Genomic DNA, 26,554 nt, shown 5'->3' on the forward strand with positions numbered 1-26,554 from the left:
GCCCCTCACTCGTCGTGTGCTACTCGGTGGGGCATGCAAGAAGGCGGCGTCGCGATCGTCACGGGTGGGGCTTCGGGCATTGGTCGAGCATTGTGCGAGGCGCTCGGCAAACGGCGCTTCGACGTCGTCGTCGCCGACCGCCAACACGATCTCGCAGAGGCCGTCGCCGCCGATATCTGCAAGCGAGGGCCGGGGCGTGCGAGGGCTGCCTCGCTCGACGTCCGCGACTTCGCCGCGTTCGAGCGACTCGCGAAAGACACGGTGAGCCGCTTCGGACGCATCGATTACCTCTTCAACAATGCGGGCATCGCCGTCGGCGGAGAGATGCTCGCGTACGAGGTCACCGACTGGACCGACGTCATCGACGTGAACCTCGTCGGCGTCACGAACGGCATCCAGGCCGTCTATCCGCGCATGGTCGAGCAGCGAAGCGGCCACATCGTCAACACCGCTTCGGTCGCAGGCCTCATCCCTTCGAACATCGGCAGCTACACCGCCACGAAGTTCGCCGTCGTTGGCCTCTCGAAGGCGCTACGGCTCGAGGGAAAGTTCTCGAACGTGCGCTGCTCGGTGATCTGCCCGGGACCGATTCGCACGCCCATCCTCACGGGAGGCAAGTTCGGTCGCAATCGCATTCCCGGCTTCACCGACGAGATGGCAGAGGCGATGTGGCGGAAGTCGCGCCCGATGGACGTCGACGTCTTCGTCGAACGCATCCTCCCGCAGGTCTTCGCCGACAAGGGAATCATCATCGAGCCGAAGATCTGGCGCGCCGTCTGGCTGCTCGAGCGCCTTGCGCCCTCGCTGGGCGAGACGATCGCCTTCTTGGTCCTGAAGAAGGTGAAGGCCGACATGCAGAAGATGACCCGCGCGGCGGCGCAGCAGCCTCGCACGGGCCACACGCGTTCGAACGCGGGCGCGTAGAGCGCGCATCGTTCGGGTTTGGAGCCCCGCTCAGCTCGAGCGGGAGCTGCCCTCGTGCTTGACCGCGTGCGGAATCGAAGCTCGTCCACATGATGGGCGTTCTCGCGTCGCGCCGAACGAGCTAGACGACGGAGAGTCATGGCCGACACGGATCGAACGCGGCAAAGCTGGAACGTCGCCACGCGAAACCACAACGCCCACAAGGGTGATCAGGCGGCATTCCTCCGTGCCGGCGGCGACACGCTGTTTCCCGAGGAACTAGCGCTCCTTGGGGCGCTCGACGGCAAGTCACTCGTGCATCTGCAATGCAACGCCGGACAGGACTCGCTCTGTCTCGCTCGTCGCGGGGCACGCGTCGTCGGCGTCGACTTCTCCGACGAGGCGATCGGGTTCGCGCGCAAGCTCTCGGTCGAGAGCGGGCTCGGCGCGAGCTTCGTTGAAGCCGAGGTCGTTTCGTGGATGCACGAGACCTCCGACCGCTTCGACCTGGCGTTCTCGAGCTACGGCGCTGTCGGTTGGCTGCCCGATCTCGACGCGTGGGCGACCGGCCTTCGGCGCATCTTGGTGCCCGGGGGGCGCTTCGTCTACGTCGAGTTTCATCCTCTCGTCTGGAGCATTCGCGACGGCGGGCGCCTGAGCGGCGACGACTACTTCGCGACGGAGCCGTTCTTCGAGCCGGTCGGTGATTACGTCGGTACATCGGGAAAGGCGCTCGGGGCCGTCACGGTCGGGTCCACCACGAAGAACGACGTTCCCGCGACGTCCTACCAGCACACGCTCGCGCGCGTCGTGACGGCGCTGGCAACCGCAGGCTTTCGACTCGAACGGCTCGAGGAATATCCGCACGCGAACGGCTGCAAGGTCAGCGACGCGCTCGTCGAAGGCGAGAATCGTCGATGGGTCTTCCCGGCGGGGGTGGCCCGCGTGCCTCTCATGTTCGGACTCTCCGCGGTCGCCTGAGCGCGCGAGCGCGACGGACCGACGCGTAGGGCTCGTCACATGGCCAGAACGCGCGCCGTACGCACGGTCATGGCCTCGAGGTCGAACGGCGTCGGCACCTCGTAACGTGCGAGCTCGCGCGCGAGGCGCGGCGCATGAGGCCGCCCCGAATCCGCGGTCACCACGGTCTTGTTCGCCGACGCGAGCTTCCGAAACCAACGACGGAAGCGCGCCGAGGGCTTGGGCTCGTACCACACGTCTCCCGCGAGGAGCACGTCGACGCCGGCAAGCGGTTCCCCTACGAGATCGCGTGTGGTCACGGCGAGCGAAAGCCCGTTGGCTTGCGCGTTGAGCTCGGTCGCCACGCGCGCCAAAGGATCGACGTCGACCGCATGCACGTGCCCGCCGGCGAGCGTTGCTGCGAGTCCCACGAGTCCGGAGCCGCACGCGAAGTCGAGCACGCGAGCTCCGCGGACGACCTCGGGATGATCGAGCACCCAACGTGCGAGGGCCTGCCCGCCGGCCCAAGGTACGCACCAGAACGGCACGGCGGCATCGTCGTCGTCGAGCCAGCGAGAAACCTCGAACCACACGGGCGTGACCGACTCCGCCCAGTAGAGGCGAACCTCGGGCACGAGCGGAACCGGCGCGAGCTTCGTATGCTCGAGAACGAACGCGCGTCGCTCGTCGTCCGTCTTGCGCCGAGTCGGGCGCATCACGCGACGCGTCATGCGACGGTCATGCGACGGGACCACTCGAGGCAGGCCCTCCTGCTTCGGTGGTCACTTCGTCGGCGCGCTCCCGTTGCAGATCGACGGGATAGTACAGCACCGCGGGGTCCAGCCTCGCGCGTCGAACGTGCGCGGCGTTGCGGAAGAGCGTGCGGTTGGCGGCGTTGCGCGTACGAATCGTGCCGTGCTCGTTCGCGATCTTGCCCTCGGCAGCGGCAGTGTCGAAGTCGAGCGCCCGACACGCGGCTTCGAACCGTGGAAAGTGGAACGCGGGCCCACACGCCCACGCGAGCGAGAGCACTCCGAGCTGCGCGTCTGCGGACCAGTTGACGTAGGCGGGGAACCGCGCACTCAGGCGACGATCGAGCTCGTCCAACTTGCCGAAGACGACGCGCTCGACGTTGGTGGGCGAGAGCCGCAGCGACGTCACGCTCGCGTACGCCATGCCGCCTTTCCAGGCGAGGTCCTTGCGCGCCTTCACCTTGACCCAGGCGACGGCGATCTCGTCGCGTGTCGCACGGCGGCCGTCGGGATGCTCGAGCGGCAGTTCGAGCGCGTACTCGATGGGATCGACGAGATTGCCGATGGCGATCGTCACGAGGCATTTCGCGTCGAGATAGAGAAACGGAAGGACACCTTCGAGGGGCTTCGTGAATGCAACGAAGTTCTTCCTGACGCTTTCTCTCATTCCTTCCCCCTCGACCTCACGAGCTCGCCAGGATAGCAAGCAGAGGCTCCTCGTGACACGAGGTTCGATCAGCGCAGTCGCTTCTCGTACGAGAGACGTTCCGCACGGCTCTTCGCGAGCGCGATCGCGCGGCGATAAAGTTCGTGCGCCTCGACGGTCCGCCCCGCACGACGCTCGACGTCCGCACGCGCCGCCCAGAAAAACGAGTACTCGGCGAGCTTCGGTTCGCCGGCGAGCGCCGCAAGCGCTTCACGGCCGACGTCGAGCCCGTGAAGCTCCGCGAGGGCGAGGCCACGGTTGAGGGCGACGATCGGCCCGGGCGAGAGCGCCGCGAGCGCGTCGTAGTATTCGACGATCCTCGCCCAGTTCGTCTCCGCTACGGATGGAGCGCTCGTGTGCTCGAACGCGATGCCCGCTTCGAGGTGCCACCGAGTCAGCCGGTCGCCCGTTGCGCTCGCCGCGAGATGCTGCAGGCCCCGGCCAAAGAGAGAGGCGTCCCAGAGCGAGCGGTCCTGCTCGGCGAGGGGAACGATCACGGCGTCTTCGCACAAACGCGCCGTAAGACGAGCGGCGTTGAAACAGAAGAGCGCCGCGAGGGCATGAACGGTGCTCGGCTCGACGGCGCTGGCCCCGAGCAAGAGCTCGGAGAGTCGAAGGGCGTCCGCACACATCGCAGGATGAAGCGGATTGTCGGCATCGCTGCCGTGATAGCCCTCGTTGAACAGGAGATAGAGTGCTTGCTCGACCGAGGGCTGCCGCGCACGAACGTCGTCCACGGCGCGTGGGTCCTGCAAGTGGCCCAGCTCCTGCAAGCGTGCGCGACCGCGGTGCAAGCGCCTGTCGATCGTCTGGACGTCGACGAGAAACGCGCGGGCAATCTCGGTCGAGGAGAGCCCGCACAAGAGCCGGAGAATCAGCGTCACGTGCGTCTCCGAGGAGAGCGCGTCGTCGCATATCGCGAACATCATCGCGAGTTGGTTCTCGGCGTCCGCTTCGGGTGAAAGCGCCAGGTCGACGGCGCCCGCCAGAGCCCCTTCGCATTCGGCCTCGAGCATCAGGCGCTCTCGGCGGCGCTCCCGCCGGAGTATGTCGATCGCTCGGTTTCTCGCGACCTGGAGGATCCACGCTTTGGGATTCTCCGGCGCGCCGAAGCGCCACGCGTGCATGGCAGTGACGAGCGCGTCGTGGACCACGTCCTCGGCGAGCGCCAGATTGGAAGGGCCGAGGAGGCGCGCGAGCGCCGCGACGAGGTGGCCAGACTCTCGACGAAAGAGATCTTCGACCAGCGCCGCGGCGCTCGCGTCACTCATGCATCACTTTCCCGGCAGGAGGAGCACGGGACGAATTTCCACCGAGCCGTCGAACTCGAAGATGGGACAATCGCGGGCCAGGGCCGCGGCATCGTCGAGCGAAGCAGCCTCGACGACGAGCGTGCCGCTCACGAGATCTTTCGACTCGGCATAGGGGCCATCGGTCACGACGCGATCGCGACCGCGCAGCGTCTTGCCGCTGGGCGGATGCTCGAGGGGCTGCGCAGCGGCCAGCTTGCCGGCGGCGAGCAGGCCGTTCGTCCACGCATTCCATTTGGCGAGGTGAGCCTGAATTTCGGTGGGCGAGACCTGGCCGGGGGTCGCGTAGCCACCGCCGCGGAAAATGTACATGAACTTGGGCATCTCGAAGGCTCCTGGGTTGGAGGATATGCCCAAGGACGAACGGCTTTCCGAGAACCGGACGCGCCGCGGACGATTTCGCGCACCGAAGGAGGCCCGCCGATGACGCGTTGCTCCGAGAGGTCAACTGCTTAGCTTTCCAGGATGCCCTTCGCCATCGACGACGAGCTGCGACACAAGAAGGACGGCGACGTCGTGACCATTCGCTCGGAGCCCATCTACTGCGTCTTCGACACCCAGCCCTACTACGAGGTGACGCGGGGGGAGACCGTCGCGTGGGTATGGGAAAACGATCTCGAACCGCTCGAGCCGCTCGACTCGCAGGCCGACGAGCGCTCGGACGTTCCGCCGCCCAAAGCGTCCAAGGCGTCCAAAGCGCCCAAATCGCCCAACGCGAAGGTCGGCTGACCCTCGACCGTCAGCGACGGTTCGCGACGCTACGAAGGCGACCGCCAAGGCGAAGATGGCAGCGCCGAAGAAGAAGGCGACTGCCAAGACGACGCGCAAGCGAACCTGATCGCGCAGCGGGAACAGCATCGGCGGGCCGTGAGCGGCGGCAAGCGGAGCGCGACATATCGTCACGATCGGACGAGGACGAGCCGCAGAAAAATCGTCGTCCGCTTTGTCGACCGCGCTCGGCTTCGGCTGTCGTGCCGGTGAGGGCCTCCCTCTTGCGAGGCCCCAACCGAAAGGAGCCCATCCATGGCGCAAGCTCAGTCCAAGATCTACACGCACCTCTGGTACGCGAAGGACGCCGAGGGCGCGGCGCGTTTCTATGCCTCGATTTTCCCGAATTCCCGGGTCGATCGTGTCACGGCGCTGCTCAGCGAATCGCCGAGCGGACCGCCGGGCTCGGTGAAGGTCGTCGACTTCACGCTCTTCGGTCAGCGCTTCCAGGCCATCACGGCGGGGCCTCATGACGAGTTCAACGATGCGATCTCCATCGTCGTGACGTGCGACGATCAGGCGGAGCTCGATCGCTACTGGAACGCACTCATCGAAGGAGGTGGCAAGCCTCAGGCGTGCGGCTGGCTCATCGACCGCTACGGGCTTCGTTGGCAGATCGTTCCAGCCATGCTCGACACGTGGATGCGCGATGACGATCCGGCGCGCTCGAAGCGCGTGAGCGATGCGTTCCTCAAGATGGTCAAGCTCGACATCGCGAAGCTCGAAGCGGCGGCACGCGCGAAGTAAGCCGAAGTTTTGGCATCGTCGAGCGACGAGCGTTCGGTAGGATGCCGGGCATGTTCGTCGACGCCGCGCGCCTGCCTTCGACGATGGCCGCCGTGGCCATTTTCGCGCTGGCCTCCGCATGCGCGAAGAGCGAGAAGACGCCGCCTCCCCCGGCGGAGCCGGCACCAGCGACGTCGACCGCCGAATCACGCTCTCCGACGAGGGACCGCACCGCGCCGGATGCCAGTAGCTCGCCACCGGGGGCCGAGGCCTCACCGACGTTCGGTCCCCTGACGAACACCGGGCAGTGCAGCGCAATTCGCATTCACAAGGCCTGGCACTTTCATGGCTACTCGACGGTCGCCCCGGGCGACAGGGGCGAGCTCGTCGCGATTCATCTGACGCATCACGAACGCGGCGGCTTCGGCTTCTGGCTGCTCGACGCGAACGGCAAGCGCTTCGACACCGACACGCAGCTCGTTCGCGTCGACGCGTCGGGGGCTCCGCTCGACCGTTTCGACGTGGGCATCGAAGCATTCGAGAGCCCGGTCGATCTCGTCGTCATCGGCGCGGTGACCAAGGGCACGCGGAAAATGAAGTTCGCCTTGCGTGACGGAAGGCGCATGTTCGCGCCGCCGACGTGCGCCATCGACCTCGACGTCATCGACGGCCCCGCCTGGCCCGCCCAGCCTTCGATCGACATCGTGCGCTTCGCCACGACGGGACCGAAGCGCTACCTCGCGCTCGTGCGCGTGAAGGGCCTCTTGCCCGAAGAATGGCCCGCTCCCCAACTCCAGATCGTCAAGAACGCGGCCCGTACCGAAGCGGCCCGCGGCGAAGCTCGGGCGATCGCACGCGTCGACGCGCAAGGCACGCTGCTCGCGTCGATTTCGCCCTCGGCCGAACGCTACCTCGCCGCCGAATACGAATGGCATCCCGACGGCACGCCGGCGGAATGGGTCTCGTGGATCGCGGACGCGCGCCCGCTCCCCCCGCCCACGGCTTGGCCCGTCTCCGACGAGCTCCGTACGGCCCTCGACGAAAGCGCGGAGACGAACGCGAGAGACGGCCGGCCTGCCGCCGCCATGAAAGCCTTCGGCGCCGCCCCGAAGCGCTGAATCAGTCCCAGTAGCGTCGGAGTCGGAGCTTCGTCGACGAGTCGTCGTGGAACGACTCCCACGCGACCAATCGCCCGCGGGCGTCGACGAAGAGCTTCGGAGTCTCCTCGCTGCCCACGACCTTCGTCACGCCACTCGTGCCGAAGACCGTGCGCGGTGCCCCGTTCTCGTCCAGCGCACCGACGAAGGCCGTTATCGCATCGAGCCCGGTCGCCGCCTTCAGGCGATAAACGAAATAGAGGCGGTCCTTGCCATTCGAAAGCGTGTAGTCGAAGACGGCAGTCCCGGTATTGAAGTTCACGAGTCCGCCGGTACCGAACGTGCTGACGGCCTTGCCGTCGGTGCCATAGCGCCGGAGCCCGTGGGTCGGCGCGTCGTTGAGGCAATAGAACACGGCGTCCTCACCGAGCGGTGCGGGGTAATCGCAATTCTCCGTCGGAACCAAATTGGTTCCCTTGAAGGTGGTAGCGGCGTTGTACACGATCGCCGATTGACTCATCCCCACCTGCATCGAGGCCCATGCGGCGCCCGTGAGGGTCGAGGCGGCACTACGAAGTTGTGGCGACGTGCTGCCATCACTTGCCTGGAAGCCCTCGGTGAACGTGGCGTCTTTCGTTCCCGTCGCGGTGTACCGCTGGATGCGCAAGCCGGCATTCGGAGTGCCTGACTGAATCTGCAAGAACAGCGCGCCCGCCGAGCTTGCCAAGAGCATGGGTGCCGCCGTGACACTGGAGATCGTCTGCGGAGCCCCCTCGGTCAGAGCAGCGTCGTAGGGCACGAGGGAAAGGTTCGACCCATCACGAACGGCAACGACGAACGCCGAGTCTGACGATGCAGCCGCGATGCCGACCAGACTGCCAGGCGCTGTCATCTTGACGGGCTTTCCGAGGGTTCCCTTGATATCGAGAGGATACAGATTGACCTGCCCCCCCACCGTTTTGCCCACGATGAGTCGCCCGTCGGGTAACGGCGCAATCTTCATGTCGGAAGACCACTCGATCCCGGGGTTTCCTTCGCCGACGTTGCCCAGCCCCGTGTCGAGAGTTCCGGGCTTTCCGCGGACGATGACCGGCGCGTTCACTTCGAACGACGGACCGTCGGCCTTCGCGACGAGCGTGAAGTCGCCGTGGGTCATCGATTCGTCCACGCGGATCGGGATGTCGAGCGCCGACGCATCGGCTTCCAGGGTGACGACACTCGGCACCGTCATTCCCTCCGGCTTGCCGCCGATCTGGAACGTGAGCTTGCCGACGTTCGTTCGCTCGACCACGCGGATGCGCAGCGTGTCGCTGGTCCCGACGGTGATGGTGAGCGGGTCGGCCTCGAGCTTCAGCGAGGGGGCCGCGGTCGAACCGTCGTCTTCGTTCGTCTGAGCGTCACTCCCCGAACCACCGTCCTGCCCGAACGCGAGCTTCGGGTCGTCGCCAGTGCAGGCGGCGCCCCCGAGGGCGAACGTGCTGCCACATGCAGCCGCGACGATCAGACCGAGAAAAGGACGCCGAGCCCGAAGAAGCGCAAGCATGCAGGGAGCATGCGAGGGTCGCCATGCAAAGGCAAGTCACCGAACGGAGCGATGCGGGAAGCGCCCCATTCGCGCCAGGTGTGGGCAAACCGCCCCATCTCCAGGCTCGCCGGGAAACGCCGCAGGCTCGCGTGGGGCCAGACCAACGTGCTCGGCGGTGTCGAACACGACGACGAATTTGCGTTACGCGTACTCGCCGACATCGCGCCAGCGCGAGGTCACGATGATGCGCTACGTCGACGACGTTCGCGCGAAGCGCCCGATGGGTGCCCTCCGCTTCGGAGCGTATGCAGAACGTCGCGTTTCCGCCCTCGCAGGAGACACGCCCGCGCCTCTTCGTCGTGCCGATGCTGTTTCGTGATCCGTGAAACCGAAGGCGACGAGCGTCGTGGTAGCGTGACGCCATGATCGACCACACTGGCATTCACACGAAAGATCCCGCGAAGAGTCGTGCGTTCTACGAGAAGGCGCTCGCGCCCCTCGGCTACGCGGTGCTGATGGAGATTCCGACGGAGTACACGGGTGGTCTCGTGGTGCTCGGCTACGGCGTGGCGCCGAAGCCCGATTTCTGGGTCGCCGAAGGCACGCCCGAAGAGCCGAAGGTGCACACCGCCTTCCGCGCGGAGTCGCGAAAGCAGGTCGACGAATTCTACGCGGCCGCCCTCGCCGCCGGCGGCAAGGACAACGGCCCGCCCGGCCCGCGCCCGCACTACCACCAGAACTACTACGGCGCGTTCGTCCTCGATCCCGACGGCCACAACATCGAAGCCGTCTGCCACGATCCGGTCTGATCCGAACGCACCTCCGAGCTCGAATGCGCGGTTCCGCCCCATCGCCGCGCGACGTTACAGCGCAACACTGTTGCGCTGATTGAATAGTCAAACGGAGTCCGCAACAGACTTGCTCGGTCCACGCAAGTGGTCGCCGCAGTAGGCCGGCTCGCTGAGGAGCACGGTCCCAGGGAACGCGAAACCCGGAGTCGACGACTCGACGACTCCGGGGACGCGAATTACCCCATACGGATGGGGCGGGCCGGGCCGACGTGCGTCGCGATCCTGACGACCGCACTCGTCGCCTCTCTTCCCACCGAGGCGCGCGCCTTCGACAGCAAAGGTCACGACGTCATCGAGGCGCTCGTCTATCGAACGCTCATCGAAGGACTCGACGGCCAACCCGCGCGGCCGGAAGTGATTCGCGATCTCGTCAACGACGGCGCGCTCGTCCCGCCGGTGTGCTTCGGCGAGGCGGTAAAGACGTCCGAGGAGTGCCGTCGTGCGCCGGCCGAAAATCCCCTCCTCGACTGGCCCGAGCCGCTGACGCACAGACCCGACGCCAACTTCCGAAGGCAGTTCAGCGACGCGGGGCAATGCTTTCACTTCATGGGCACGCTCGACGACGAGCACTCGCCACCGATGGCGGGAGGGCACGTGCCTCGGGCGCTCGCGACGACTGCCATCGTTCGCTGCCGGAGTCTGCTCGACGACCTGCTACGTCAGATCGTTCTCGTCGGCGGCCGAGGAACGCGCGAGAGCGGCTATGGGCTTTACGAGCTGATGCACGCCGTCGGCGATTCGTTCTCTCTCGCTCACGCCGAACGGCAGCCCGAAACTCACGCCATCGAATTCCTTCGCGTATGGGAGCCCGCCGCGAAGCTCGCCGGCAATCGGCTCGGCGCGTACTACTCGCTGTCGCCTACTCGGCACGACGCCGACGAGCCGCGCGACCGCGCCTACGTTCGCAACTTCGCCGAAGTCGGCGGCCGGCCGTGCAAGGACCTCACCGGTGTTCCCTACGCGGTGCCGTACGCGTGCCTTTCGCAAGAGGGCGAGCTCGCACGTCAGGCCCTCGTCGACTTGCTCGTCGTCGCTCACGATCTACGCATGGCGCGATTGGCTTCGCCGGACGAGACGACGGCGGCCCCGGAGCGCTCGCCGGCATGGGTGGCCTACAAGAACCAGTGGTTCTCGCCGGTGCATGCGTGCCATGGCGAGGAGTGCACGGTGAGGCAACCGCCGGAGCGCGCGGTGTCGAACGATGCCTTTCTCGGGCTGGGAACGCGCTACGACCCGGGGCGGGCGCGTGTCTCCCTGACGGCGAACGCGCTCTGGCTTCGTTGGTCACAAGACCTCAATCCGTTCGTCTACGGCTTCGGCGCCGGTGCGGGGTATCGACGTGCGGCGGGCGTGAATCAAGCCATCGCCGAGGTCGGGCTGATCATGGCGCTTCCCGTCGGGGCCCGCGCGTCGGTGGGCATCACCCCGGCGGCCGTGCGCGTGCCGTTCGTCAACGGCGACGGCCCCGAGCTCGTCACCCAGTTTTTCCGAGTCGACCTGGTCCCGACGAAGGGCACGTGGTTTTCGCTCTTCGGACCGGCCGAAGTCGACTGGGGGCGCGTGCGGATCGACTGGTCGATCGGCGCCGCCATCGGCCTCGTTCCGCATTTCGGCGAAGTGGGGGGCGGCGCCTTGATCAAGACGTCGCGTGATCGCGCCGAACGCCACGACGACACCTGGGCCCCCGAGCCGCTCTGGTATGGTCGCTTGAAGGGTCGTCGAGCCTCCCTCTACGCCGTGGGCAGTGCGACGCCGATTCCGACGGCGACCGCACACTCGTCGGAGGAGTCCCGCGAACAAGTGCTCGGCATGGGCAGCCTCGGCGTCTCGTTCGCCTGGGACCGCGATCCCTGGCATCGTGCGCTCCCGACCTCGTACGGCGGGTCCGCCGGCCTCGGCATTCGCCGCACGACGCTCGAGGATCGCTACCTCGTCGTCGCACTCTCCGCCGAAGGCCGCTGGTATTTCCTGCCTCCGCTCGGCCTCTCGCTCGTCCCGATTCGCATCGAAACGGGCCCGCGCGTCGCCGGCAGCTCGAACGACCCCTCGCGCGAGGTGAGCGGAAACTTCTTCTTCCAAGCCGGCAGTCGCCTCGGTCTGGCGTTCACCGGCGGCATCGTGGACTTCCTCATCCAAGGCCCCACGCTCGTCTGGCATGACGAACCGTTCCAGGACGGTGAGATCGTCAGCGTCCAGATGGGAATCCGCCTGCATTGAAGCGTGCCGCGCGCCCCCGCTCCTCCAGCGCCACGAGCGTGATCGCGCCGAGCACGAGCGCACGCCAAAGGCAACGAGCGAAAGCCATTGACACAAAGGCAACAACCAATAGCCATTACACAAATGGCAACGAACGAACGCCTTTGCGTAATGGCAACTGACGAGTGGCCTTTACGAGCGCCCACGTGACGATCCTCCGACAAAAAAGGCGCGTCGGAGCGCAGCGCGACCATCACGTTTTTTTCGCGCTCGAATCGCTCTGGCCGAGGACGGCGACGCACGCGCGCATCGGAGCGCAACGCGGTCACCAAATATCGACTTTTCGCAAGCGAGCTCATGCACGTTAAATGCGCTCGAACTCGCTCTAACGGGCGCGACCTACGCGAGTTCTCTGGCATCGTAGCGGCGGCTCGAGCTCCCTCGATCCACTTGGAGAACGACTCGTCGTGCGCTGGTTTCTCACCATCCTCGGAATCTTGGTCACCATCGGAGCGCTGGCTGCCGTCAAGAGCGCTCAGATCGGCAAACTCATTAACTACGGCAAGCAAGCCGAAAAAGACGGCCCGCCTCCCGAGGCGGTCGGAACGGCGCTTTCCGAAGAGCAGTCGTGGGAAGGAACGCTCACGGCCGTGGGCAGCGTCGCCACCGCCAAGGGTGTCGCGCTCGCAGCCGACGCCGCCGGCGTCGTCACGCGCGTGTCGTTCGAGTCGGGCAACTCGGTCAAGCAGGGCCAGGTGCTCGTCGAGATCGACTCCAAGGTGGAACGCGCGCAGCTCGCCTCGGCGCTCACGCGCAAAGAGCTCGCCACCACCACCCTCACGCGCACGCGCGCTCTCGCCGCGAAGGGCGCCATCTCGCCCGCCCAGCTCGACGCCGACGAAGCGGCCCTCCAGACCGCGACCACGGACGTCGAAGGGCTCCAGGCACAGATCGCCAAGAAGACGATCCGCGCCCCCTTCGCTGGGAAGCTCGGCATCCGCAACGTGAACCTCGGTCAGTACCTCCAGCCCGGCACCCCGGTGACCGTGCTCGAGACGATCGACGCCGTGCACGTCGACTTCTCGCTCCCGCAGCAGCGCCTCGCGGACGTCACCGTCGGTCAGGCGGTGCGCATCACGGTGGAAGGTTCCACCACGCCGCCCCTCGACGGCAGCATCGCCGCCGTCGATCCGACCGTCGATCCGTCCACGCGCACGATCAAGGTGCGTGCGGACGTCGCCAACAAGACGGAAGGCCTCCGCCCCGGCATGTTCGTGCAGGTCGCGGTGGTCATGCCGGACAAGCGCAAGTCGGTCACCGTTCCGGCCACCGCCATCGTCCACGCTCCTTACGGGGACTCGGTCTTCATCGTCGAGGATCGCAAGGCGGAGACGCCGGGCGCGGCCAACACGCCCGACGGCAAGCCTGTCCGGGTCGCGCGACAGCAGTTCGTTCGTGTGGGCGCCTCGCGTGGCGACTTCGTCTCCGTCCTCGACGGAATGAAGGCGAGCCAGGAGGTGGTCACCGCGGGTGCGTTCAAGCTGCGCAACAACGCCACCGTGTTCGTCGACAACTCGAAACAGCCGGCACCGAAACTCGACCCGAAGCCGGAGAATCGCTGAGACACAGATGAAGTTCACAGACGTCTTCATCAAACGACCGGTCCTCGCGATCGTCGTCAACCTGATCATCATCGTCGCGGGCATCCAGGCGGTGCGTTCGCTGAACGTCCGCCAGTACCCCAAGCTCGAAAGCGCAACGGTCACCGTTCGCACGGCGTACGTCGGTGCGAGCGCGGATCTCGTCCGCGGCTTCATCACAACGCCCGTCGAGCGCGCCATCGCCGCGGCCGACGGCATCGACTACATCGAATCGCAGAGCGTTCAGGGCCTCTCGACGATCAACGTTCGTCTGAAGCTCAACTTCAACGCCGCCAACGCACTCGCCGACATCAGCGCGCGCGTGAATCAAGTGCGCGCCGATCTACCGCCCGAAGCGGAGGTGCCCTCGATCAACATCGAGCCCTCCGACGCGCAGATCGCGGCGATGTACCTCTCGTTCGGGTCGACGATCCTGGAGGACAACCAGGTCACCGACTACCTGATTCGCGTCATCCAGCCGCGACTCACCGCGATCGAGGGCGTGCAACGCGCCGACATCCTCGGAGGCAGCGCCTTCGCGATTCGCGCGTGGCTCAAGCCGGAGCGCATGGCCGCTCTCGGTGTCACGCCCGCGCAGGTCCGCCAGGCTCTTGCCGCGAACAACTACCTCTCGGCCGTCGGCCAGACGAAGGGCGCCCTCGTCCAGGTCAACCTGAGCGCGGCCACCGACCTTCGCTCGGTCGGTGAGTTCAAGCAGCTCGTCGTCAAGCGCCAGGGCGACTCGCTCGTCCGCCTCTCCGACGTGGCCGACGTCGTGCTCGGCTCCGAGACGTACGATCAAGACGTGCGCATGAACGGCCAGCGCGCCGTCTTCATGGGCATCTGGGTTCTGCCGAACGCGAACTCGCTCGACGTCATCGGTCGCGTGAACCAGGAGGTCAAGCAGATCCAGAGCGAGATGCCCACCGGCATGCAGGTGGCCGTCGCCTTCGACTCGACCGAGTACATCGACAACGCGATCCACGAAGTTGCGCACACGCTCATCGAGACGGTGCTCATCGTCGTCGTCGTCATCTTCTTGTTCCTCGGCTCGTTCCGCACCGTGCTCGTGCCGCTCGTGGCAATCCCCGTGTCGCTCATCGGCGCGGTGTTCCTCATGCAGGTGCTCGGCTTCACGGTCAACCTGCTGACGCTCCTCGCCATCGTCCTCGCCGTCGGTCTCGTCGTCGACGACGCCATCGTCGTGGTCGAGAACGTCGAGCGCAACATCCGCGAGGGCAAGACGCCGTTCGAAGCGTCGATCGCAGGCGCGCGCGAGCTCGTCACGCCCCTCATCTCGATGACCATCACCTTGGCCGCGGTCTACGCACCGGTCGGCTTCCAGGGCGGTCTCACCGGCGCGCTCTTCCGCGAGTTCGCCTTCACGCTCGCCGGCGCTGTCTTCATCTCCGGTGTCGTCGCGCTCACGCTGTCGCCGATGATGGCGTCGCGTATGCTCACCAGCCATCATGGCGGGTGGATGGCCACGAAGATCGATCAGACGTTCGAGGCCATCCGCAGCGCGTACGATCGTGCGCTCGCGGCCACGCTCCGCAACCGTCCGAAGGTCTACACGGTCTGGATCGCGCTCTCGATCGTCGTCGTGCCGCTCTACCTCTTCTCGCCGGGCGAGCTCGCCCCGAACGAAGACCAGGGCGGCGTCTTCGGCGCGCTCGATGTGCCCGCCAACGCCAGCCTCGAGCAGGTCACGGCTTACTCGGCGCAGGTCGGTGAGCAGTTCCAGTCCATCCCGGAGTTCGACCACTCGTTCCAGATCACCTTCGCGAACAACGGCTTCGGCGGCATCAACGTCAAGCCGTGGAAGGACCGGAAGCGAGACATCTTCCAGATCCAGGAAGAGCTCAGCATGAAGACCATGGGCATCACCGGTGTCCGCGCACCGGTCTTCTTGCCCCCTGCTCTTCCGAGCCCGGGCTTCTTCCCCCTCGAGATCGTGATCGCCTCGACGGCGAGCCACGAGGAGATCCTCCGCTTCACCGACATGCTCGTCGAAGAGGCGATGAAGAGCGGCCAGTTCGCCTTCCCGCCCATCATCGACGTCCGCATCGACCAGGCGAAGACGGACATCGTGCTCGACCGAGACAAGGTCGCCTCGATGGGTCTGACGATGCAGCAGGTCGGCGCCGATCTCTCGGCGGCCCTCGGCGGTAACTTCGTCAACCGCTTCAACATCGAGGGACGCAGCTACAAGGTCATCCCGCAGATCGAACGCGCTTCGCGCCTCACGCCGGATCAGCTCTCGCAGATCCACGTCACGAGCGCGAACGGCCAGCTCATGCCCCTCAGCGCGATCGCCACGCTGAAGGACAGTGTCGAGCCGCGCACGTTGAACCGCTTCCAGCAGCTCAACGCCGTCAAGATGTCCGGCGTCGCCACCCAGGGGCTCGACGGCGCGCTCAAGGTCATCGAGAAGGCCGCGGCGGACAAGCTCCCGCCGGGGTACCGCGTCGACTACACGGGCGAGTCGCGTCAGCTTCGTCAGGAGGGCGGCAAGTTCCTCCCGGCGATGGGCCTCGCGGTTCTCCTCATCTTCCTGGTGCTCGCGGCGCAGTTCAACTCGTTCCGCGATCCGTTCGTCATCCTCGCCGGCTCCGTGCCGCTCGCGATGTTCGGCGCGCTCATCTTCACCTTCTTGAAGTTCGCCGGTCCGCCGGGCATGGACTTCGGGCTCACGAAGGGGTGGACGACCACGCTCAACATCTACTCTCAGGTCGGTCTGGTGACGCTCGTCGGCCTCGTGGCCAAGAACGGCATCCTCATCGTCGAGTTCGCCAATGCCGCGCAGGAGCAAGGCATGACGAAGCTCGAGGCCGTCCGCGCAGCCGCCAGCACGCGTCTCCGTCCGATCATGATGACGACGGTGGCAACGGTGGCCGGCCACTTCCCGCTTACCCTCGTCAGCGGTCCGGGCGCCGTCGCGCGTAACTCGATCGGCATCGTCCTCGTCGGAGGCATGGCAATCGGTACGCTCTTCACGCTGTTCGTCATCCCCTCCGTCTACGTGCTCATCGCCAAGGACCGCCGCCGCGTACCGGCGCAGTCCGAAGCGCCGGCACCGTACGCCGAGCCCGACGCGGTCGCCGCCGAGTAGTCGGCCGTCTCAAAACCCACGAAAGCGAGCGGCGCCGGTGGTCTCGAACCATCGGCGCCGTCGTCTTTTCATCGCCTAACGCCAATGCCGTTCGGATAGGCAGACAATTTTCACAGGAAGGTCGGAAGGACGGAAGCATTTATTATCGCCTCGCGTAACGCGCCAAACTTCGCTTGCTGGGGAATTGAATTGCGCCAATGCCGACGCGGTGCCGCGCGATTGGTCGGCTCTCCGCCAAAAAAACTTCCGCCCTTCCGCCCTTCTGTGAAAAATCTCAGGCCGGATTCATCGGTGTCAGACCGATGTCTGCTTATCCGAACGGCATTGCGGCTAGCGCACTGGAATCGGGGAGACGTCGTTCACTGGACGGCTGCCCGCTCCACCTGCGTACCCGTAGCTGGCGTCTTTGCCGATGCCCCAGACGGTGAGCGAGAAGGGGCCGTCGCTCGAAGCTTCGTGACGGCCATAGCCGCATTTGCCGGCCGGGAAGGACTGCTCGACAGCCCCTTTCGTGAGGCCGACGAAGGCATATTCGTATTCCCCTTTCGCGCCGAGCGGATTGAAGTTCGTGAGCTCGCCTGCGCAGTCGAGCGTGACCGGACGGAACCCGTCGGCCGTCTTGCGGCGCACGACCACGAGGGTGGTGTTCGGAAACGTGTAATCCGCAAAGAAGACGTACCGCGAGAGGAATTGGTCCGACGGCACGACATTCACGAAGTCGGGATCGCCGGGAACGATGCCGGGCGTAGGACTTCCTCCGCCAAAGTTCGCGCCTGTCATCTGGACGCCGGCGTAGAACGGGTGCTTCGAGTCCTGGCTCTTCACCACCGCGCGCTCGTCGGTCATGAACACGACGACCTGGCCGGCCGACAGCGAGTCGGGCGCGCCCGGCGGACGTGCCGGATCGTAGGTCAACACGGTGCCGTCGGCGGCTCCGACGAAGAGCCACGGAACGTTCTCTCGCGGAGCGGACGTCAGCGATTGGACGCGCGGCTCGTAGGGCACGAGCGCATATTCCGTCCCCCACTGGGAGAGCGCCGGGATCTGCTGTTGGGTGAGATCACACCAGCCATAGTCGTTCGGAAATTCGATACACGTCGATCCACCAAAGACGCCCACGGGCTTGTTCGACGAAATCGGACTCCCGCTGAGCATGGCGAGCTGTGAGATCTGCAGGACTTGTCCGCGCGAGAGCGTCCACGTTTGAGGAACTCCGCCGCCGGCGGGCGCCACATCGGTGCCTTGAAGCACGGAGTCGACCGGACGCATCGAGACCTCCGTCCCGTCTTCGTTCGCGACGATCTGCAGCGTGCGCCAGTCAGCCAGGGGATTGGTATTGATTCCGACACGCCCGGTTTGGACGGCGATGTAGTTGGTGTCCCAGGAAGAGACCGGCAAGAGCAACGTCGCCGTCGGGTAGTAGCTCTCCGCACCGCCGTACGGAAATATCGAATACGCGGAGATGGGCGCATCCGTTTCGAGGTGAAACGCTCGCGTCTTGCTCGTCCCGTGTCGAATAGGGTCGATCGACAGCGCCGGCTTGATTCCCGAAGGGCAAAGCGGAATGGTCGGGTCCGACGGATTGTCGAGCTGAGAGAGAAAGACGAGAGCCACCTCGCCCACCGGAATTGGGCCGTTGAGAGGGGTATAGACCGGACGTCCATTTTTCAGTGCCGCCGTGTAGACCGAGCCTGACACGTCGAGCGGCTCGCTGCCGATCTCGGCCTTCAGGGTCACCGGCCGATCCCATGTATTGGCCAGCATCGCCGCGAAGCAACCACCGGCTCCGTTGCCGATGTCCTCGGCGGGCAAGGTCCAGAAAGAGCATCCCACCGAGCCCTTGGAGAGCGCGGCGGACTCGCATGCATCGACGCATCCGTCGACGCCACAACCTTGCTCCGGTCCGCACTCGGCGACGACCTTGTCGCCTTCGGCTCCGCACGTCTGGATGACCTTCTTGAGATCGGCCGAGCAGCGATATCCGCACGGCGACGTGGCGACGTCGGGAGCGCCCGCTTCCTGGAACGAGGCCGGCGCGTCGGGTCCGAACGAATCACGTTCGGTAGAGCACGCGGCGCCGAGCGACGTGGCGATTCCAGCACTCGCAAGAATCACGAACGTGTTTGCCAAGCCGAGACGGGAATGCATGTCGAGCCTCTCAGAACGTGATCTTCGTGGGAGTCGCGTGAGCGACGTAGTCCGGCCCGCTTCCGAGCTCGCCCCAGGCGTTGCTCCCCCAGCACTCCACGGTGCCCCCCTGCACCAGCGCGCAATAGCTGCTCTGGCTCGCGGCAAGGTGGACGACGTGCTCGTGAACCTCGGTCGCCGGAGCGAAGAACGCCGACGATGCGCCGACGTTCGGGGTGCCGAGCGAACCATTGACGTTGTCGCCACAACACTGGACTTGGCCATCGCTCATGCGCACGCAGGTGGTGTCGTCGCCGACGGCAATCTGCTGAGGCCACTCGATCGAATCGATGGGCGCACGCTTCGCCAGGGCTTCGTTGTCGGGCATTCCCGTGCAGAGCGCGCCACCAAAGGTGCGGCCCCAACAGAACACTTCGCCGTTCGCGATTGCGCAAGCGTGTGCGTACGGGACCTCCACCGGCCGCGGGTGATTGGGCACAGTGCGCTGGCGGAAGAGAATGGGTGAAGCGGCAAAGCTCGTCACGTTCGACAGCTCGTCGATCGGCTTCGGAACGGACTCCGGGCTCCGCGACGAGAGACGGCCCGAAAGGAATCCGAGGTCCCCTGCGACTGCGCCCCACACGAACACGCCTCCGGACTTGCCGAGGGCGAACATGGTGTTCGAGCTGCCAAAGGTCCGCGTGTAGCCGCTCGCATCGAGCTCGGCTGGGCCGGGTCCGACGATGATCCCCTCGTCGACGCCCGTGCGAACGAGCTTGCGTGACTGCGTGTCGCCCCAGCAGACGAGCGCCCCGGTCGTCAGCAGAGCGCACACGTTTCCGTGGCCGACGTCGACGCGTGACGCCGTGGCGCCGCCCAGCTCCACCTGCGCCGGAGTGGGATGCGGATCGAAGTCGGCAACCGCCGGATCGACGGCGAGGCCGAGCGTGCCGGCGAGGTTCGCTCCCCAACAAGCGATCGAACCGTCGTCGAGCAAGGCGCACGTCACGTCGCCCGCGGCGGACAGTTGAGCCACGTTGGTGAGTCCAACGACAGCGGGCATCGCGCCGGCATCGGGCGAAGGCCCACCGGACTCGCCACGACCAAGCTGCCCGAACATGTCCGCTCCCCAGCAGCGCACGGTGGCATCGCTCAGCCGCGCGCAGAAGTGATGATCGCCGGCGACCAGCTCGACCGCGCACGGACTCGCGGTCCCCGCGGTGCACGTCACCGGCTCCGCGGCACCGTCGAAGGGCGCGCGCGCATCGACGGCAGGCTTCGCATCCGAGCTCGCTTCGGGCGCCGGTCCGGCGTCGGAGACGACATCGGTCCCCTCCGACGTCGCATCTTCGGCATAGGTCGTCGGACGCTCGTCGTCGCCTGCGCACGCAGCCATACCGAGCACCATCGGGATCGCTGCCGTCGACGAAGTCACGATGCCGAACAGGATGGTCTGGACCCGTACTTTCATCGCTCGCTCACTTCTGCTTCGAAGGGTCGTGATGGAGAGCGACGTTGTCGCCAACGACCCAAAAGTCGCTCGACGACATGGCCCAGACATCGAAGAACGGGGAGACGACGGGGTACTTCGTCACCGACAGTGCAGCGGTCACCCATTCGGTGCCCGTCCAGTGGCGAATCTGCCCCATCTCTCCGAAGGTCCAGAGGTCGTTGGGCGCGAACGCCGCGATCGCATACGTGAACAGTGATTCGAGCAGGCCGTCGTGTTCCACGCGGAAGTCGTAGGTCTGCCCGCCGTTCGAGCTGGTCCCGAAGGTGATGAGTCCGTCCTCCTGCGACGGTGTTCGGCCTTGGAGAACGACGGACGTATTCGAAATGACCGCTCCGCGACCGAGGCGACCGAAGTTCCAGGGAATCGCGGGCTCGTCGCCGTCCGGCGGCGCCATGATCGGCTCGAACTCGACGGCGCCCGGCGGCCTCCGGAACACGTTCGAAATGCGAGCGAAGAGCTTCGGGTCGTCTTTGCTACCGATCAGCCAGATCCCCGTCTCCGCATTTCCAAAGAGGTATTCGAAGTCGATGTCCACCGCGGGCGTCACGTCTTGCCACGACGGCTCGCTCGACGCGTCGGCTTTTGCATAGTGGAGAACGTGCGACGGCAACCTGGCGCCGGCGGGACTCGTGACGGTTGCCCAAACGTCCGACGCGCCCATTCCCCAAATCACGCTCACGTCCCCCATCGGAATGGGCGTCGGCGCGAAGGTCAGCGAGGCAGGACTCGCCCCCGTCCCGTGGAAGAGCGTGTTCTCGCCCCCCACCCAGAGATCGGTCGGGCTGCTCCCCCAGATCGCGGTGAGGCGACCGAGCGACGTGGCGTGCACGTTCCATACGCCTTGCTCTCGGCGAAGAACGGCGCCCTGATCACTGACCGCCCAAACCACGCCCTTGCCGTCGCCCCAGACCGCACGAAGCGTCTGGTTTTTCGGCAATACGGTATGGCAGAAGCCGTCGTCCGAGCACTCGCGCGGCACGGCGTCGGCATCCGCGCCAGCGTCGCCCGCGTCTTCGCCGGGCCGAGCTCCACCCTCGGGCACCGGCGACGAGCCTCCGTCGTTCTCGGGATTCGTCACCGCGCCGTCGTCGGTCGTTGCGCAGGCGATGGCCAGATGAGCGGCAAGCGTCGCGGCACACGTGGCGACGATTCGAACAACGAGCTTCACGGCGAACCTCCCGCATCGACCAACACGCCGCCGGTGTAATGGAGCACCAAGCCGCCTCCCACGATCCAGACGTCGTCGTGCGCGCTGCCCCAGACGCCGCGCAAGTCCGGCTTCGCCCCCGCGGGAACGCCGCGAGCGTCTTGCTCCAAGTGTTGCCGTCGTAGTGGAGAATCGTTCCCTGATCGCCCACCGCCCAGACGTCGTTCGAGGCGGCGCCCCAGATGGCATTCAGGCGCTGGTGAGTCGGCGACGGCACGACTTGCCACTCGTCCGCGCTGGCATTCGTGACGTGACGAATCGTCCCGATGTCGCCCACCGCCCAGACGTCGTTCGGCTTACTTCCCCAGACGGCGCGGAGGGTGACGGCGGCGCGCGTGTCGACTTCGGCCCACGTCATTGCCGCACTGCCGGGCGCCTTCGTACCGTGAAGCGAATACGATCGTTGCCAATCGACGAAGAGCGAATTGTCCGCCACCAGCCAGATGTCGTCGGCGCTCGCACTCCACGAGCCGAGCAACATCGGTTCGCCGGGGATCCCGCGCAGCTCGAGCCCTCCGTCGTCCGTCACCTTCTTGACCAGCGTATTGGCCACGATGACGGCCCCGACCTCCTCGTCGAATACGTGGAACGGCCATCCGCCGATGCGTACGCCGTCCGCCGATGCCCCCCACATCGTGAAGACAGGCGCATCGGCCCCTTCCTCGATGGGCGTGGGGACGTGCGTCCACGCCGTCGACGCTCCCGTGAAGCCGCCGGCGTGGAAGATCGTGTCGGTGGCGCTGGCAATCCAGACGTCGTTGGCTCCACTCCCCCAAACCGCATTGAACGTGTTCGTGCGTTTCGTCGGCGTCGTCACCCAAGACGCGCCGTCCCAGTGGAGCACCGCGCCGTTGGAACCCACCGCCCAAACGTCGTTCTTCCCCGATCCCCACACCGCCGTCAGCGCAGTGAAGGCCGAGACGTCGGCAGGAACGGGACACCACGGCGCCACGTCACACCCGACGCCGGGCGCACATGACTCGTCGGCGGCGTCGCACCCCGCGTCGGCGCCTCCCTCCGCATCGCTCGCATCGACCGTGGGGGCCGGACCGAGCGTGACGTCCGACGAGGCATCGCTTTCCGAGTTCGTCGCGTCGGATTCCGCGCAACTCGGGAGCGAGGCGAGCCCCGTCGAGACGACGACAAGGGCCGAAACGGAGAACCATACTCTCGTGCGAGGGAAGATCACTTGATCCCTCCCGCATCGCATTCGGTCATGAGGCATTTGCCGTCGATGCACGGTTGGCCGGCAACGAGGTCACACGCGTTGCCGCACGCTCCGCAGTTGCCTGGGTGAGCCATCAGATTCGTCTCGCAACCATCGCTCGGATCCCCGTTGCAATCGCCGAAGCCGGGCAGGCAATCGAGCTCGCAGAGGCCTTTGCGACAGGTGCGGGCCTGGTTTGCGCCGACCGGCGGACAGACGCGCGAGCATGAGCCGCACGCGTCGGGATCGTTCAAGAGGTCGTGACACTCCCCGTACGGGCAGCGAATCTGGCCGAAGCGCGCACACGGAATCGCGCATTCGGGGCCGTTGCCCTCGTTGACGCACTCCTCGCCGATCTCGGTGTTGCACTTTTTACCGCAACCACCGCAGTTGTCGTCGTTGAGGAAGATGTCGGGCGTCTCGCAGCCGTCGGTGTTGCAGTCCGGGTCGTTGAGATCACCATTGCAATCGCCGCGCGGGAATTCGCATCTCGGCTTCTCGCATTCTCCACCACCGCAACCGTAATAGGCTCCCTCGGGCAGCTCGCACCGCCCGGTCCGGCCGCATTCGATCCCGCACGCGCCGCAATTCTCATCGTCCGAATCGAGCCTCGCGCACTTGCCGTCACAATTGGTGGACCCGACCGCGCACCCGCATCGCCCGTCGATGCACGGCTCCTTCCCGGGGCACGCGTTCCCGCACGCTCCGCAATGACGCTCGTCGGTGAGGATGTCGACTTCGCAACCGTCGTCGATCTTGCCATTGCAGTTTCGCCAATCCCTCGGATAGCCGTAGACGACGGGAGTCCAGCATTCGATCTCGCAGCTGCCCTCGATGCAGCGCGACGTCATGTGCAGGCGATCGTAATGGAGACACTTATTTCCACACGAGCCGCAGTTGTCGGCATTCCGCATGAGATCGGTACCGCACTTGTACGGCGGCCCGTCGACGGAGGCGCACGTGGCATATCCGGGAGGACATGTCGTGGCGACACATTCGAGAAGCGGCGATTCCGAGGAATCGCCCTCGCCATCCGGCGACGATGCATCGTCTGCCGTCACGAACGTGCCCGTCCCTGCCTCGGGTTTGCCCAGGTAGATGAAGCTGTCCACCGGCGAGGTGCACGCGGTTCCGAGGAGAAGACCGCCGAGCCAGAGCGCGGCGACGGTCGTGGCGACGGCGGTCGCTCGGGAATGTTTTCTACTCATGGAGAGGTCGACGCCTTCGTCACGAACGACCGAACGCGGTCCGTGTAAGGGCTATTCGGAGTCGTCGCGAGGAACTTCTCGCCAAGCGCCTTCGCACGTGCTCGTTCACCTCGCGCCATCAGGGCTTCGATGCGCATGACGGCGACTTCCCGTTCGAAGACACCGCCGCGGATCACGCGTGCATAGCGGTCGAGGACATCCAGGCAGGCCGAGGTATCGCCGCTCGCGAGGGCCGTACGAGCCCGTTCGACGAGCTCGAGCTCATCGTCGAACGACGCGGCCGACTCGGGATTTGCAGCCCCTGCTGTGCCTGTCCGCGCGGTCTTCGTCGAGGCTGCGCCGGACTTTGCATCCGCCGCGGGCGCGGCGGGCAAGTCGTCGACGCTCATCGTCGGCTGGGGAGGTGAACTCGGTTCGGAAACCTCGAGCGATGCCGATGCGGCGGGCGCAGGCGTTCTGGCTTCTACTGGCGGAGCGCTCGCCGGTGTATTCGAAGCGTGCATCACACGTGCTGCTCCGACGGCGAGAGCGACGGCGACGACGAGTCCCGTCTTCGCGGAGAAGAGCCGCCACCCGCCCGAGGCGGTCTGCGTCGCGCCCGAGGTGGGGTCCGAGCCTCTCGACGCTTCGAACTTCGACAGCGCATCTTGGAGGCGCGCCTTCGGGGGTTCGTAGTCTTTCGCGATCCGTAGTGCCTTGGCGAGTCGAGAATCACTCGACGCCTCGCTCAGGCGAGGTGGCAAACCCTGTTCTTTCATCGGAGACCTTGTTCGAAAAACGAATCTTCCGTGACACTGTCGAGAGCCGTACGTAGGTCCTCACGGGCCTTTCGCAGACGCGAAGCCACCGTTCCCGGCGGCACGCCGAGGTACTCCGCAATCTCGCGCGCGGTGAGCTCCTCGAGCTCGTAGAGAACGAAGACCTCGCGGCGCTCGGGAATCATGTTGTCGAGTGCCCACTGAATCATCGCGAGTGCCTGCTTCCGCTCGAGGGCATCGGCGGGATCGACGCCGGGAGCGAGCGGGTCCTCTTCGAGATCGTCGAGCCACGTGTTTCGGACCTGCTGGCGCGCTCGACGCCGTCCAACGTCCCGGGCGACGTTCACGCACGCCGCGCAGACGTAGGCTTTGAGGTCGCCACGATTGGCGAGGTCGTCGAACTTCCGATCGGCCGCGACCAACACCGTCTGCAGGGCGTCGTCGACCTCGCCGTCGTGGACGCCGAGGCGCTGGAGCACGCGAAAGGCGACCTTGAGCAGCGGCTCGATCGCGGTACGAAACCTGGCGTGACGGTCGGCGATCAGCTCGGCCCGCCCCATGGCTCCGTCGATGGGCACTGCTCCCTGCACATTCCTAGAGCGTTCGGTTCGCTGCGTTTGATCACAAGCGACTTACGCAGTGTCACGATCGTCGCTCCTTCGCCTATTTTTTCCGCGCGGACGTCGCCACTGTCGCGGATTGCATCGCACCTCAGAGCACGAACTCGGCCAGCAGTCCGCCCGCGATCGCGACCGCCGGCGGCTGCGAGAGAAGGGTCTGGTCGTCGAGCGCGAAGCGATGGCGGACGAAGGGCGCCGTCACGAGCCCTGAGACTCCAATCCCCCACGACGGGCTGACGCGATAGAGCGCGCGCACCGAACCTCCGAGATCGAACCAGCTGCTCGTCGACTGCCTCGCGTCGAGCGCCCTGCGCGCTTCGGCCCGTAGCACGCCTATGTTGGCCTCCGCGCAGGGCATCACCTCGAGGCGCGACGCCAGAAGGTCGAATCGCAACGGGCAGGCGCGAAGCTGGGCTGCCGTCCAAGAGAACTCGGCCGACGCCGCCGAAGCTTCGACGCTCGCCGGCAAGCTCTGCCTCAATCCCACACCGAACGATGGCGCGAGCCACTTCGGCATGCGTGGAGGCGCCGTGTGGATCTCGAAGGCCGCCCCGAGCACCGGCACCGGCCGATTCGTGATCGCCGAAGCAAGCTCGACCTTGGCCTCGACGCCGAAACGGAGCGAGCGCGTTGGCGGCGATACCGGCGAGGAGGGCGGCGGCGCGTCCAGCGGGACGGCAACGGGCACGACCGCCTCGTCGGGCAACGACTTGGAGACGGGAGCAGGCTGCTCGACCAGGGGAAGCGTGGGCGAAGTGTCGGTTTCCTTGGGTGGCGCGGGCGTCGCGATTTCTGCCGCCGGGTCGAGCGCGAGCGCCATCGCGATCGCGAGCCCGCGCGCAACGCGCTCGCAGTCGTTCGCGACGATCTCCCTTCGCGTCGCCTGTCCACTCGCGTTCTCGACGACGAGGGTCCCTCGCTTCGCCGCCCCGCTCGGCTCGAACGCGATGCGAAACCTGCGCACGCGCGCGCTCTCGTCGGCATCGAGAGCACGCCAGCGGGTCGTGTATCGCCGAACGCCCGCGAGGAACGCTTCGCGCGTCGGGCACTGCTCGCTCGTCGCGTAGCTGACGGCGACCACCTCGGCCTCCGGCGGTGCCGCAAATGCAGGCGCGCTGGTCACGGGAGCGCCGACGACCGCAAGGGCAGCACCCATGGCCCCCGCTCCGCGCGCTCCTCGCATCCCTACTTCGAGCTAGCGTGGTAGCCGCGAAGAGGTCAAGCTCCCCGCGGCCATTCCGACTTCGCCGAGGCGCCCGCCCCCTGCCCCCGCATTGGTCGCCTACTCGCCGAGCGTCCCCGCGAGCATCATCATCGGGACGATGGCGAGCATCGCGAGCGGGCCCTTGGCATTGTCGGCATTGTCGA

Annotated in this window: 25 protein-coding genes; 12 read left to right on the forward strand and 13 right to left on the reverse strand. The window is 66.2% G+C overall.

Annotated features, from left to right (window positions below):
* The first annotated feature begins 33 nt into the window (after positions 1–33).
* Positions 34–924: an SDR family oxidoreductase gene (locus AKJ09_RS48365; RefSeq protein WP_146654641.1), complete on the forward strand. Its 891-nt coding sequence runs from the start codon at positions 34–36 to the stop codon at positions 922–924.
* A gap of 138 nt (positions 925–1,062) precedes the next feature.
* Positions 1,063–1,884, forward strand: coding sequence for a class I SAM-dependent methyltransferase (locus tag AKJ09_RS48370; protein ID WP_146654642.1), 822 nt, complete (start codon positions 1,063–1,065; stop codon positions 1,882–1,884).
* A 35-nt stretch (positions 1,885–1,919) separates the two neighbouring features.
* On the opposite strand, the gene AKJ09_RS48375 is transcribed toward AKJ09_RS48370, so the two are convergent.
* The 4 genes from AKJ09_RS48375 to AKJ09_RS48390 all read right to left on the reverse strand — a co-directional run bounded on the left by AKJ09_RS48375 (position 1,920) and on the right by AKJ09_RS48390 (position 4,955).
* Positions 1,920–2,594, reverse strand: coding sequence for a class I SAM-dependent methyltransferase (locus AKJ09_RS48375; RefSeq protein ID WP_240488884.1), 675 nt, complete (start codon positions 2,592–2,594; stop codon positions 1,920–1,922).
* Positions 2,595–2,601: 7 nt separating this feature from the next.
* Complete coding sequence (locus tag AKJ09_RS48380; protein ID WP_146654643.1) at positions 2,602–3,282, reverse strand: hypothetical protein; 681 nt, start codon at positions 3,280–3,282, stop codon at positions 2,602–2,604.
* 68 nt (positions 3,283–3,350) lie between these two features.
* Positions 3,351–4,592 (reverse strand): RNA polymerase sigma factor, encoded by a 1,242-nt coding sequence (locus AKJ09_RS48385; RefSeq protein ID WP_146654644.1) that lies wholly within the window; start codon positions 4,590–4,592, stop codon positions 3,351–3,353.
* Positions 4,593–4,595: 3 nt separating this feature from the next.
* Positions 4,596–4,955: a YciI family protein gene (locus AKJ09_RS48390; RefSeq protein ID WP_146654645.1), complete on the reverse strand. Its 360-nt coding sequence runs from the start codon at positions 4,953–4,955 to the stop codon at positions 4,596–4,598.
* A 141-nt stretch (positions 4,956–5,096) separates the two neighbouring features.
* On the opposite strand from AKJ09_RS48390, the gene AKJ09_RS48395 reads away from it, so the two are divergent.
* The 3 genes from AKJ09_RS48395 to AKJ09_RS48405 all read left to right on the forward strand — a co-directional run bounded on the left by AKJ09_RS48395 (position 5,097) and on the right by AKJ09_RS48405 (position 7,243).
* Positions 5,097–5,360, forward strand: coding sequence for a hypothetical protein (locus AKJ09_RS48395; RefSeq protein ID WP_146654646.1), 264 nt, complete (start codon positions 5,097–5,099; stop codon positions 5,358–5,360).
* Between the two features lie 294 nt (positions 5,361–5,654).
* A complete protein-coding gene (locus tag AKJ09_RS48400; RefSeq protein WP_146654647.1) occupies positions 5,655–6,146 on the forward strand; it encodes a VOC family protein in 492 nt (163 codons plus the stop codon).
* Between the two features lie 50 nt (positions 6,147–6,196).
* The gene (locus AKJ09_RS48405; RefSeq protein ID WP_146654648.1) at positions 6,197–7,243 is read left to right on the forward strand and encodes a hypothetical protein; all 1,047 of its coding nucleotides are present in this window, start codon (positions 6,197–6,199) and stop codon (positions 7,241–7,243) included.
* A 1-nt stretch (position 7,244) separates the two neighbouring features.
* Here AKJ09_RS48405 and AKJ09_RS48410 read toward each other — a convergent pair whose 3' ends face one another.
* On the reverse strand, positions 7,245–8,765 hold the full coding sequence (locus AKJ09_RS48410; protein WP_146654649.1) for a hypothetical protein: 1,521 nt from the start codon (positions 8,763–8,765) through the stop codon (positions 7,245–7,247).
* A 157-nt stretch (positions 8,766–8,922) separates the two neighbouring features.
* Between AKJ09_RS48410 and AKJ09_RS48415 the strand changes: the two genes are divergently transcribed.
* The 5 genes from AKJ09_RS48415 (at position 8,923) to AKJ09_RS48435 (ending at position 16,546) form a co-directional block, all read left to right on the forward strand.
* Positions 8,923–9,126: a hypothetical protein gene (locus AKJ09_RS48415; protein WP_146654650.1), complete on the forward strand. Its 204-nt coding sequence runs from the start codon at positions 8,923–8,925 to the stop codon at positions 9,124–9,126.
* A gap of 43 nt (positions 9,127–9,169) precedes the next feature.
* Complete coding sequence (locus tag AKJ09_RS48420; RefSeq protein ID WP_146654651.1) at positions 9,170–9,556, forward strand: VOC family protein; 387 nt, start codon at positions 9,170–9,172, stop codon at positions 9,554–9,556.
* A 231-nt stretch (positions 9,557–9,787) separates the two neighbouring features.
* Positions 9,788–11,815: a hypothetical protein gene (locus tag AKJ09_RS48425; RefSeq protein ID WP_146654652.1), complete on the forward strand. Its 2,028-nt coding sequence runs from the start codon at positions 9,788–9,790 to the stop codon at positions 11,813–11,815.
* 446 nt (positions 11,816–12,261) lie between these two features.
* Positions 12,262–13,416, forward strand: a complete 1,155-nt coding sequence (locus AKJ09_RS48430) for an efflux RND transporter periplasmic adaptor subunit (RefSeq protein WP_146654653.1) — start codon at positions 12,262–12,264, stop codon at positions 13,414–13,416.
* 7 nt (positions 13,417–13,423) lie between these two features.
* Entirely contained in the window at positions 13,424–16,546 is a 3,123-nt protein-coding gene (locus tag AKJ09_RS48435) for an efflux RND transporter permease subunit (protein WP_146654654.1), read from the forward strand.
* 330 nt (positions 16,547–16,876) lie between these two features.
* On the opposite strand, the gene AKJ09_RS48440 is transcribed toward AKJ09_RS48435, so the two are convergent.
* The 4 genes from AKJ09_RS48440 to AKJ09_RS53900 are packed head-to-tail and all read right to left on the reverse strand — an operon-like array spanning position 16,877 to position 21,503.
* Complete coding sequence (locus AKJ09_RS48440) at positions 16,877–18,694, reverse strand: IgGFc-binding protein (RefSeq protein WP_146654655.1); 1,818 nt, start codon at positions 18,692–18,694, stop codon at positions 16,877–16,879.
* A gap of 10 nt (positions 18,695–18,704) precedes the next feature.
* Positions 18,705–20,144, reverse strand: coding sequence for an RCC1 domain-containing protein (locus AKJ09_RS48445; protein WP_169928557.1), 1,440 nt, complete (start codon positions 20,142–20,144; stop codon positions 18,705–18,707).
* A 7-nt stretch (positions 20,145–20,151) separates the two neighbouring features.
* The gene (locus AKJ09_RS53895; protein WP_169928559.1) at positions 20,152–21,354 is read right to left on the reverse strand and encodes a hypothetical protein; all 1,203 of its coding nucleotides are present in this window, start codon (positions 21,352–21,354) and stop codon (positions 20,152–20,154) included.
* On the reverse strand, positions 21,351–21,503 hold the full coding sequence (locus AKJ09_RS53900) for a hypothetical protein (RefSeq protein WP_169928561.1): 153 nt from the start codon (positions 21,501–21,503) through the stop codon (positions 21,351–21,353). Before AKJ09_RS53900 ends, AKJ09_RS53895 begins: the two co-directional genes overlap by 4 nt.
* 156 nt (positions 21,504–21,659) lie before the next feature.
* Here AKJ09_RS53900 and AKJ09_RS55870 point away from each other — a divergent pair, with 156 nt between their 5' ends.
* Both AKJ09_RS55870 and AKJ09_RS53905 read left to right on the forward strand, forming a co-directional pair.
* On the forward strand, positions 21,660–21,782 hold the full coding sequence (locus AKJ09_RS55870; RefSeq protein WP_275936716.1) for a hypothetical protein: 123 nt from the start codon (positions 21,660–21,662) through the stop codon (positions 21,780–21,782).
* 36 nt (positions 21,783–21,818) lie between these two features.
* Positions 21,819–22,586 carry a hypothetical protein gene (locus AKJ09_RS53905; RefSeq protein WP_169928562.1) on the forward strand — a complete coding sequence of 256 codons (768 nt, stop codon included), beginning with the start codon at positions 21,819–21,821 and terminating at the stop codon, positions 22,584–22,586.
* Here the strand turns inward: AKJ09_RS53905 and AKJ09_RS48455 are convergent.
* The 4 genes from AKJ09_RS48455 to AKJ09_RS48470 all read right to left on the reverse strand — a co-directional run bounded on the left by AKJ09_RS48455 (position 22,579) and on the right by AKJ09_RS48470 (position 26,342).
* Positions 22,579–23,808, reverse strand: a complete 1,230-nt coding sequence (locus AKJ09_RS48455; RefSeq protein ID WP_146654658.1) for a hypothetical protein — start codon at positions 23,806–23,808, stop codon at positions 22,579–22,581. The two genes, AKJ09_RS53905 and AKJ09_RS48455, sit on opposite strands and share 8 nt — an antisense overlap.
* Positions 23,805–24,566: a hypothetical protein gene (locus AKJ09_RS48460; protein WP_146654659.1), complete on the reverse strand. Its 762-nt coding sequence runs from the start codon at positions 24,564–24,566 to the stop codon at positions 23,805–23,807. The genes AKJ09_RS48455 and AKJ09_RS48460 overlap by 4 nt, the downstream gene beginning before the upstream one ends.
* Positions 24,563–25,144: an RNA polymerase sigma factor gene (locus AKJ09_RS48465; RefSeq protein WP_169928563.1), complete on the reverse strand. Its 582-nt coding sequence runs from the start codon at positions 25,142–25,144 to the stop codon at positions 24,563–24,565. Before AKJ09_RS48465 ends, AKJ09_RS48460 begins: the two co-directional genes overlap by 4 nt.
* A gap of 133 nt (positions 25,145–25,277) precedes the next feature.
* Positions 25,278–26,342: a hypothetical protein gene (locus tag AKJ09_RS48470; protein ID WP_146654661.1), complete on the reverse strand. Its 1,065-nt coding sequence runs from the start codon at positions 26,340–26,342 to the stop codon at positions 25,278–25,280.
* Positions 26,343–26,554: the final 212 nt, after the last annotated feature.

The sequence above is a fragment of the Labilithrix luteola genome, from assembly GCF_001263205.1.
Classification (GTDB): Bacteria; Myxococcota_A; Polyangia; order Polyangiales; family Polyangiaceae; genus Labilithrix; species Labilithrix luteola.

Excerpts from the sequence above, each read along its gene's own strand:
- AKJ09_RS48365 (WP_146654641.1), top strand. The coding sequence starts at position 34 with ATGCAAGAAGGCGGCGTCGCGATCGTCACGGGTGGGGCTTCGGGCATT.
- AKJ09_RS48370 (WP_146654642.1), top strand. The coding sequence starts at position 1,063 with ATGGCCGACACGGATCGAACGCGGCAAAGCTGGAACGTCGCCACGCGA.
- AKJ09_RS48375 (WP_240488884.1), bottom strand. The coding sequence starts at position 2,594 with ATGACGCGTCGCGTGATGCGCCCGACTCGGCGCAAGACGGACGACGAG.
- AKJ09_RS48380 (WP_146654643.1), bottom strand. The coding sequence starts at position 3,282 with ATGAGAGAAAGCGTCAGGAAGAACTTCGTTGCATTCACGAAGCCCCTC.
- AKJ09_RS48385 (WP_146654644.1), bottom strand. The coding sequence starts at position 4,592 with ATGAGTGACGCGAGCGCCGCGGCGCTGGTCGAAGATCTCTTTCGTCGA.
- AKJ09_RS48390 (WP_146654645.1), bottom strand. The coding sequence starts at position 4,955 with ATGCCCAAGTTCATGTACATTTTCCGCGGCGGTGGCTACGCGACCCCC.
- AKJ09_RS48395 (WP_146654646.1), top strand. The coding sequence starts at position 5,097 with ATGCCCTTCGCCATCGACGACGAGCTGCGACACAAGAAGGACGGCGAC.
- AKJ09_RS48400 (WP_146654647.1), top strand. The coding sequence starts at position 5,655 with ATGGCGCAAGCTCAGTCCAAGATCTACACGCACCTCTGGTACGCGAAG.
- AKJ09_RS48405 (WP_146654648.1), top strand. The coding sequence starts at position 6,197 with ATGTTCGTCGACGCCGCGCGCCTGCCTTCGACGATGGCCGCCGTGGCC.
- AKJ09_RS48410 (WP_146654649.1), bottom strand. The coding sequence starts at position 8,765 with ATGCTTGCGCTTCTTCGGGCTCGGCGTCCTTTTCTCGGTCTGATCGTC.
- AKJ09_RS48420 (WP_146654651.1), top strand. The coding sequence starts at position 9,170 with ATGATCGACCACACTGGCATTCACACGAAAGATCCCGCGAAGAGTCGT.
- AKJ09_RS48425 (WP_146654652.1), top strand. The coding sequence starts at position 9,788 with ATGGGGCGGGCCGGGCCGACGTGCGTCGCGATCCTGACGACCGCACTC.
- AKJ09_RS48435 (WP_146654654.1), top strand. The coding sequence starts at position 13,424 with ATGAAGTTCACAGACGTCTTCATCAAACGACCGGTCCTCGCGATCGTC.
- AKJ09_RS48440 (WP_146654655.1), bottom strand. The coding sequence starts at position 18,694 with ATGCATTCCCGTCTCGGCTTGGCAAACACGTTCGTGATTCTTGCGAGT.
- AKJ09_RS48445 (WP_169928557.1), bottom strand. The coding sequence starts at position 20,144 with ATGAAAGTACGGGTCCAGACCATCCTGTTCGGCATCGTGACTTCGTCG.
- AKJ09_RS55870 (WP_275936716.1), top strand. The coding sequence starts at position 21,660 with ATGTCGCCCACCGCCCAGACGTCGTTCGGCTTACTTCCCCAGACGGCG.
- AKJ09_RS48455 (WP_146654658.1), bottom strand. The coding sequence starts at position 23,808 with ATGAGTAGAAAACATTCCCGAGCGACCGCCGTCGCCACGACCGTCGCC.
- AKJ09_RS48460 (WP_146654659.1), bottom strand. The coding sequence starts at position 24,566 with ATGAAAGAACAGGGTTTGCCACCTCGCCTGAGCGAGGCGTCGAGTGAT.
- AKJ09_RS48470 (WP_146654661.1), bottom strand. The coding sequence starts at position 26,342 with ATGGGTGCTGCCCTTGCGGTCGTCGGCGCTCCCGTGACCAGCGCGCCT.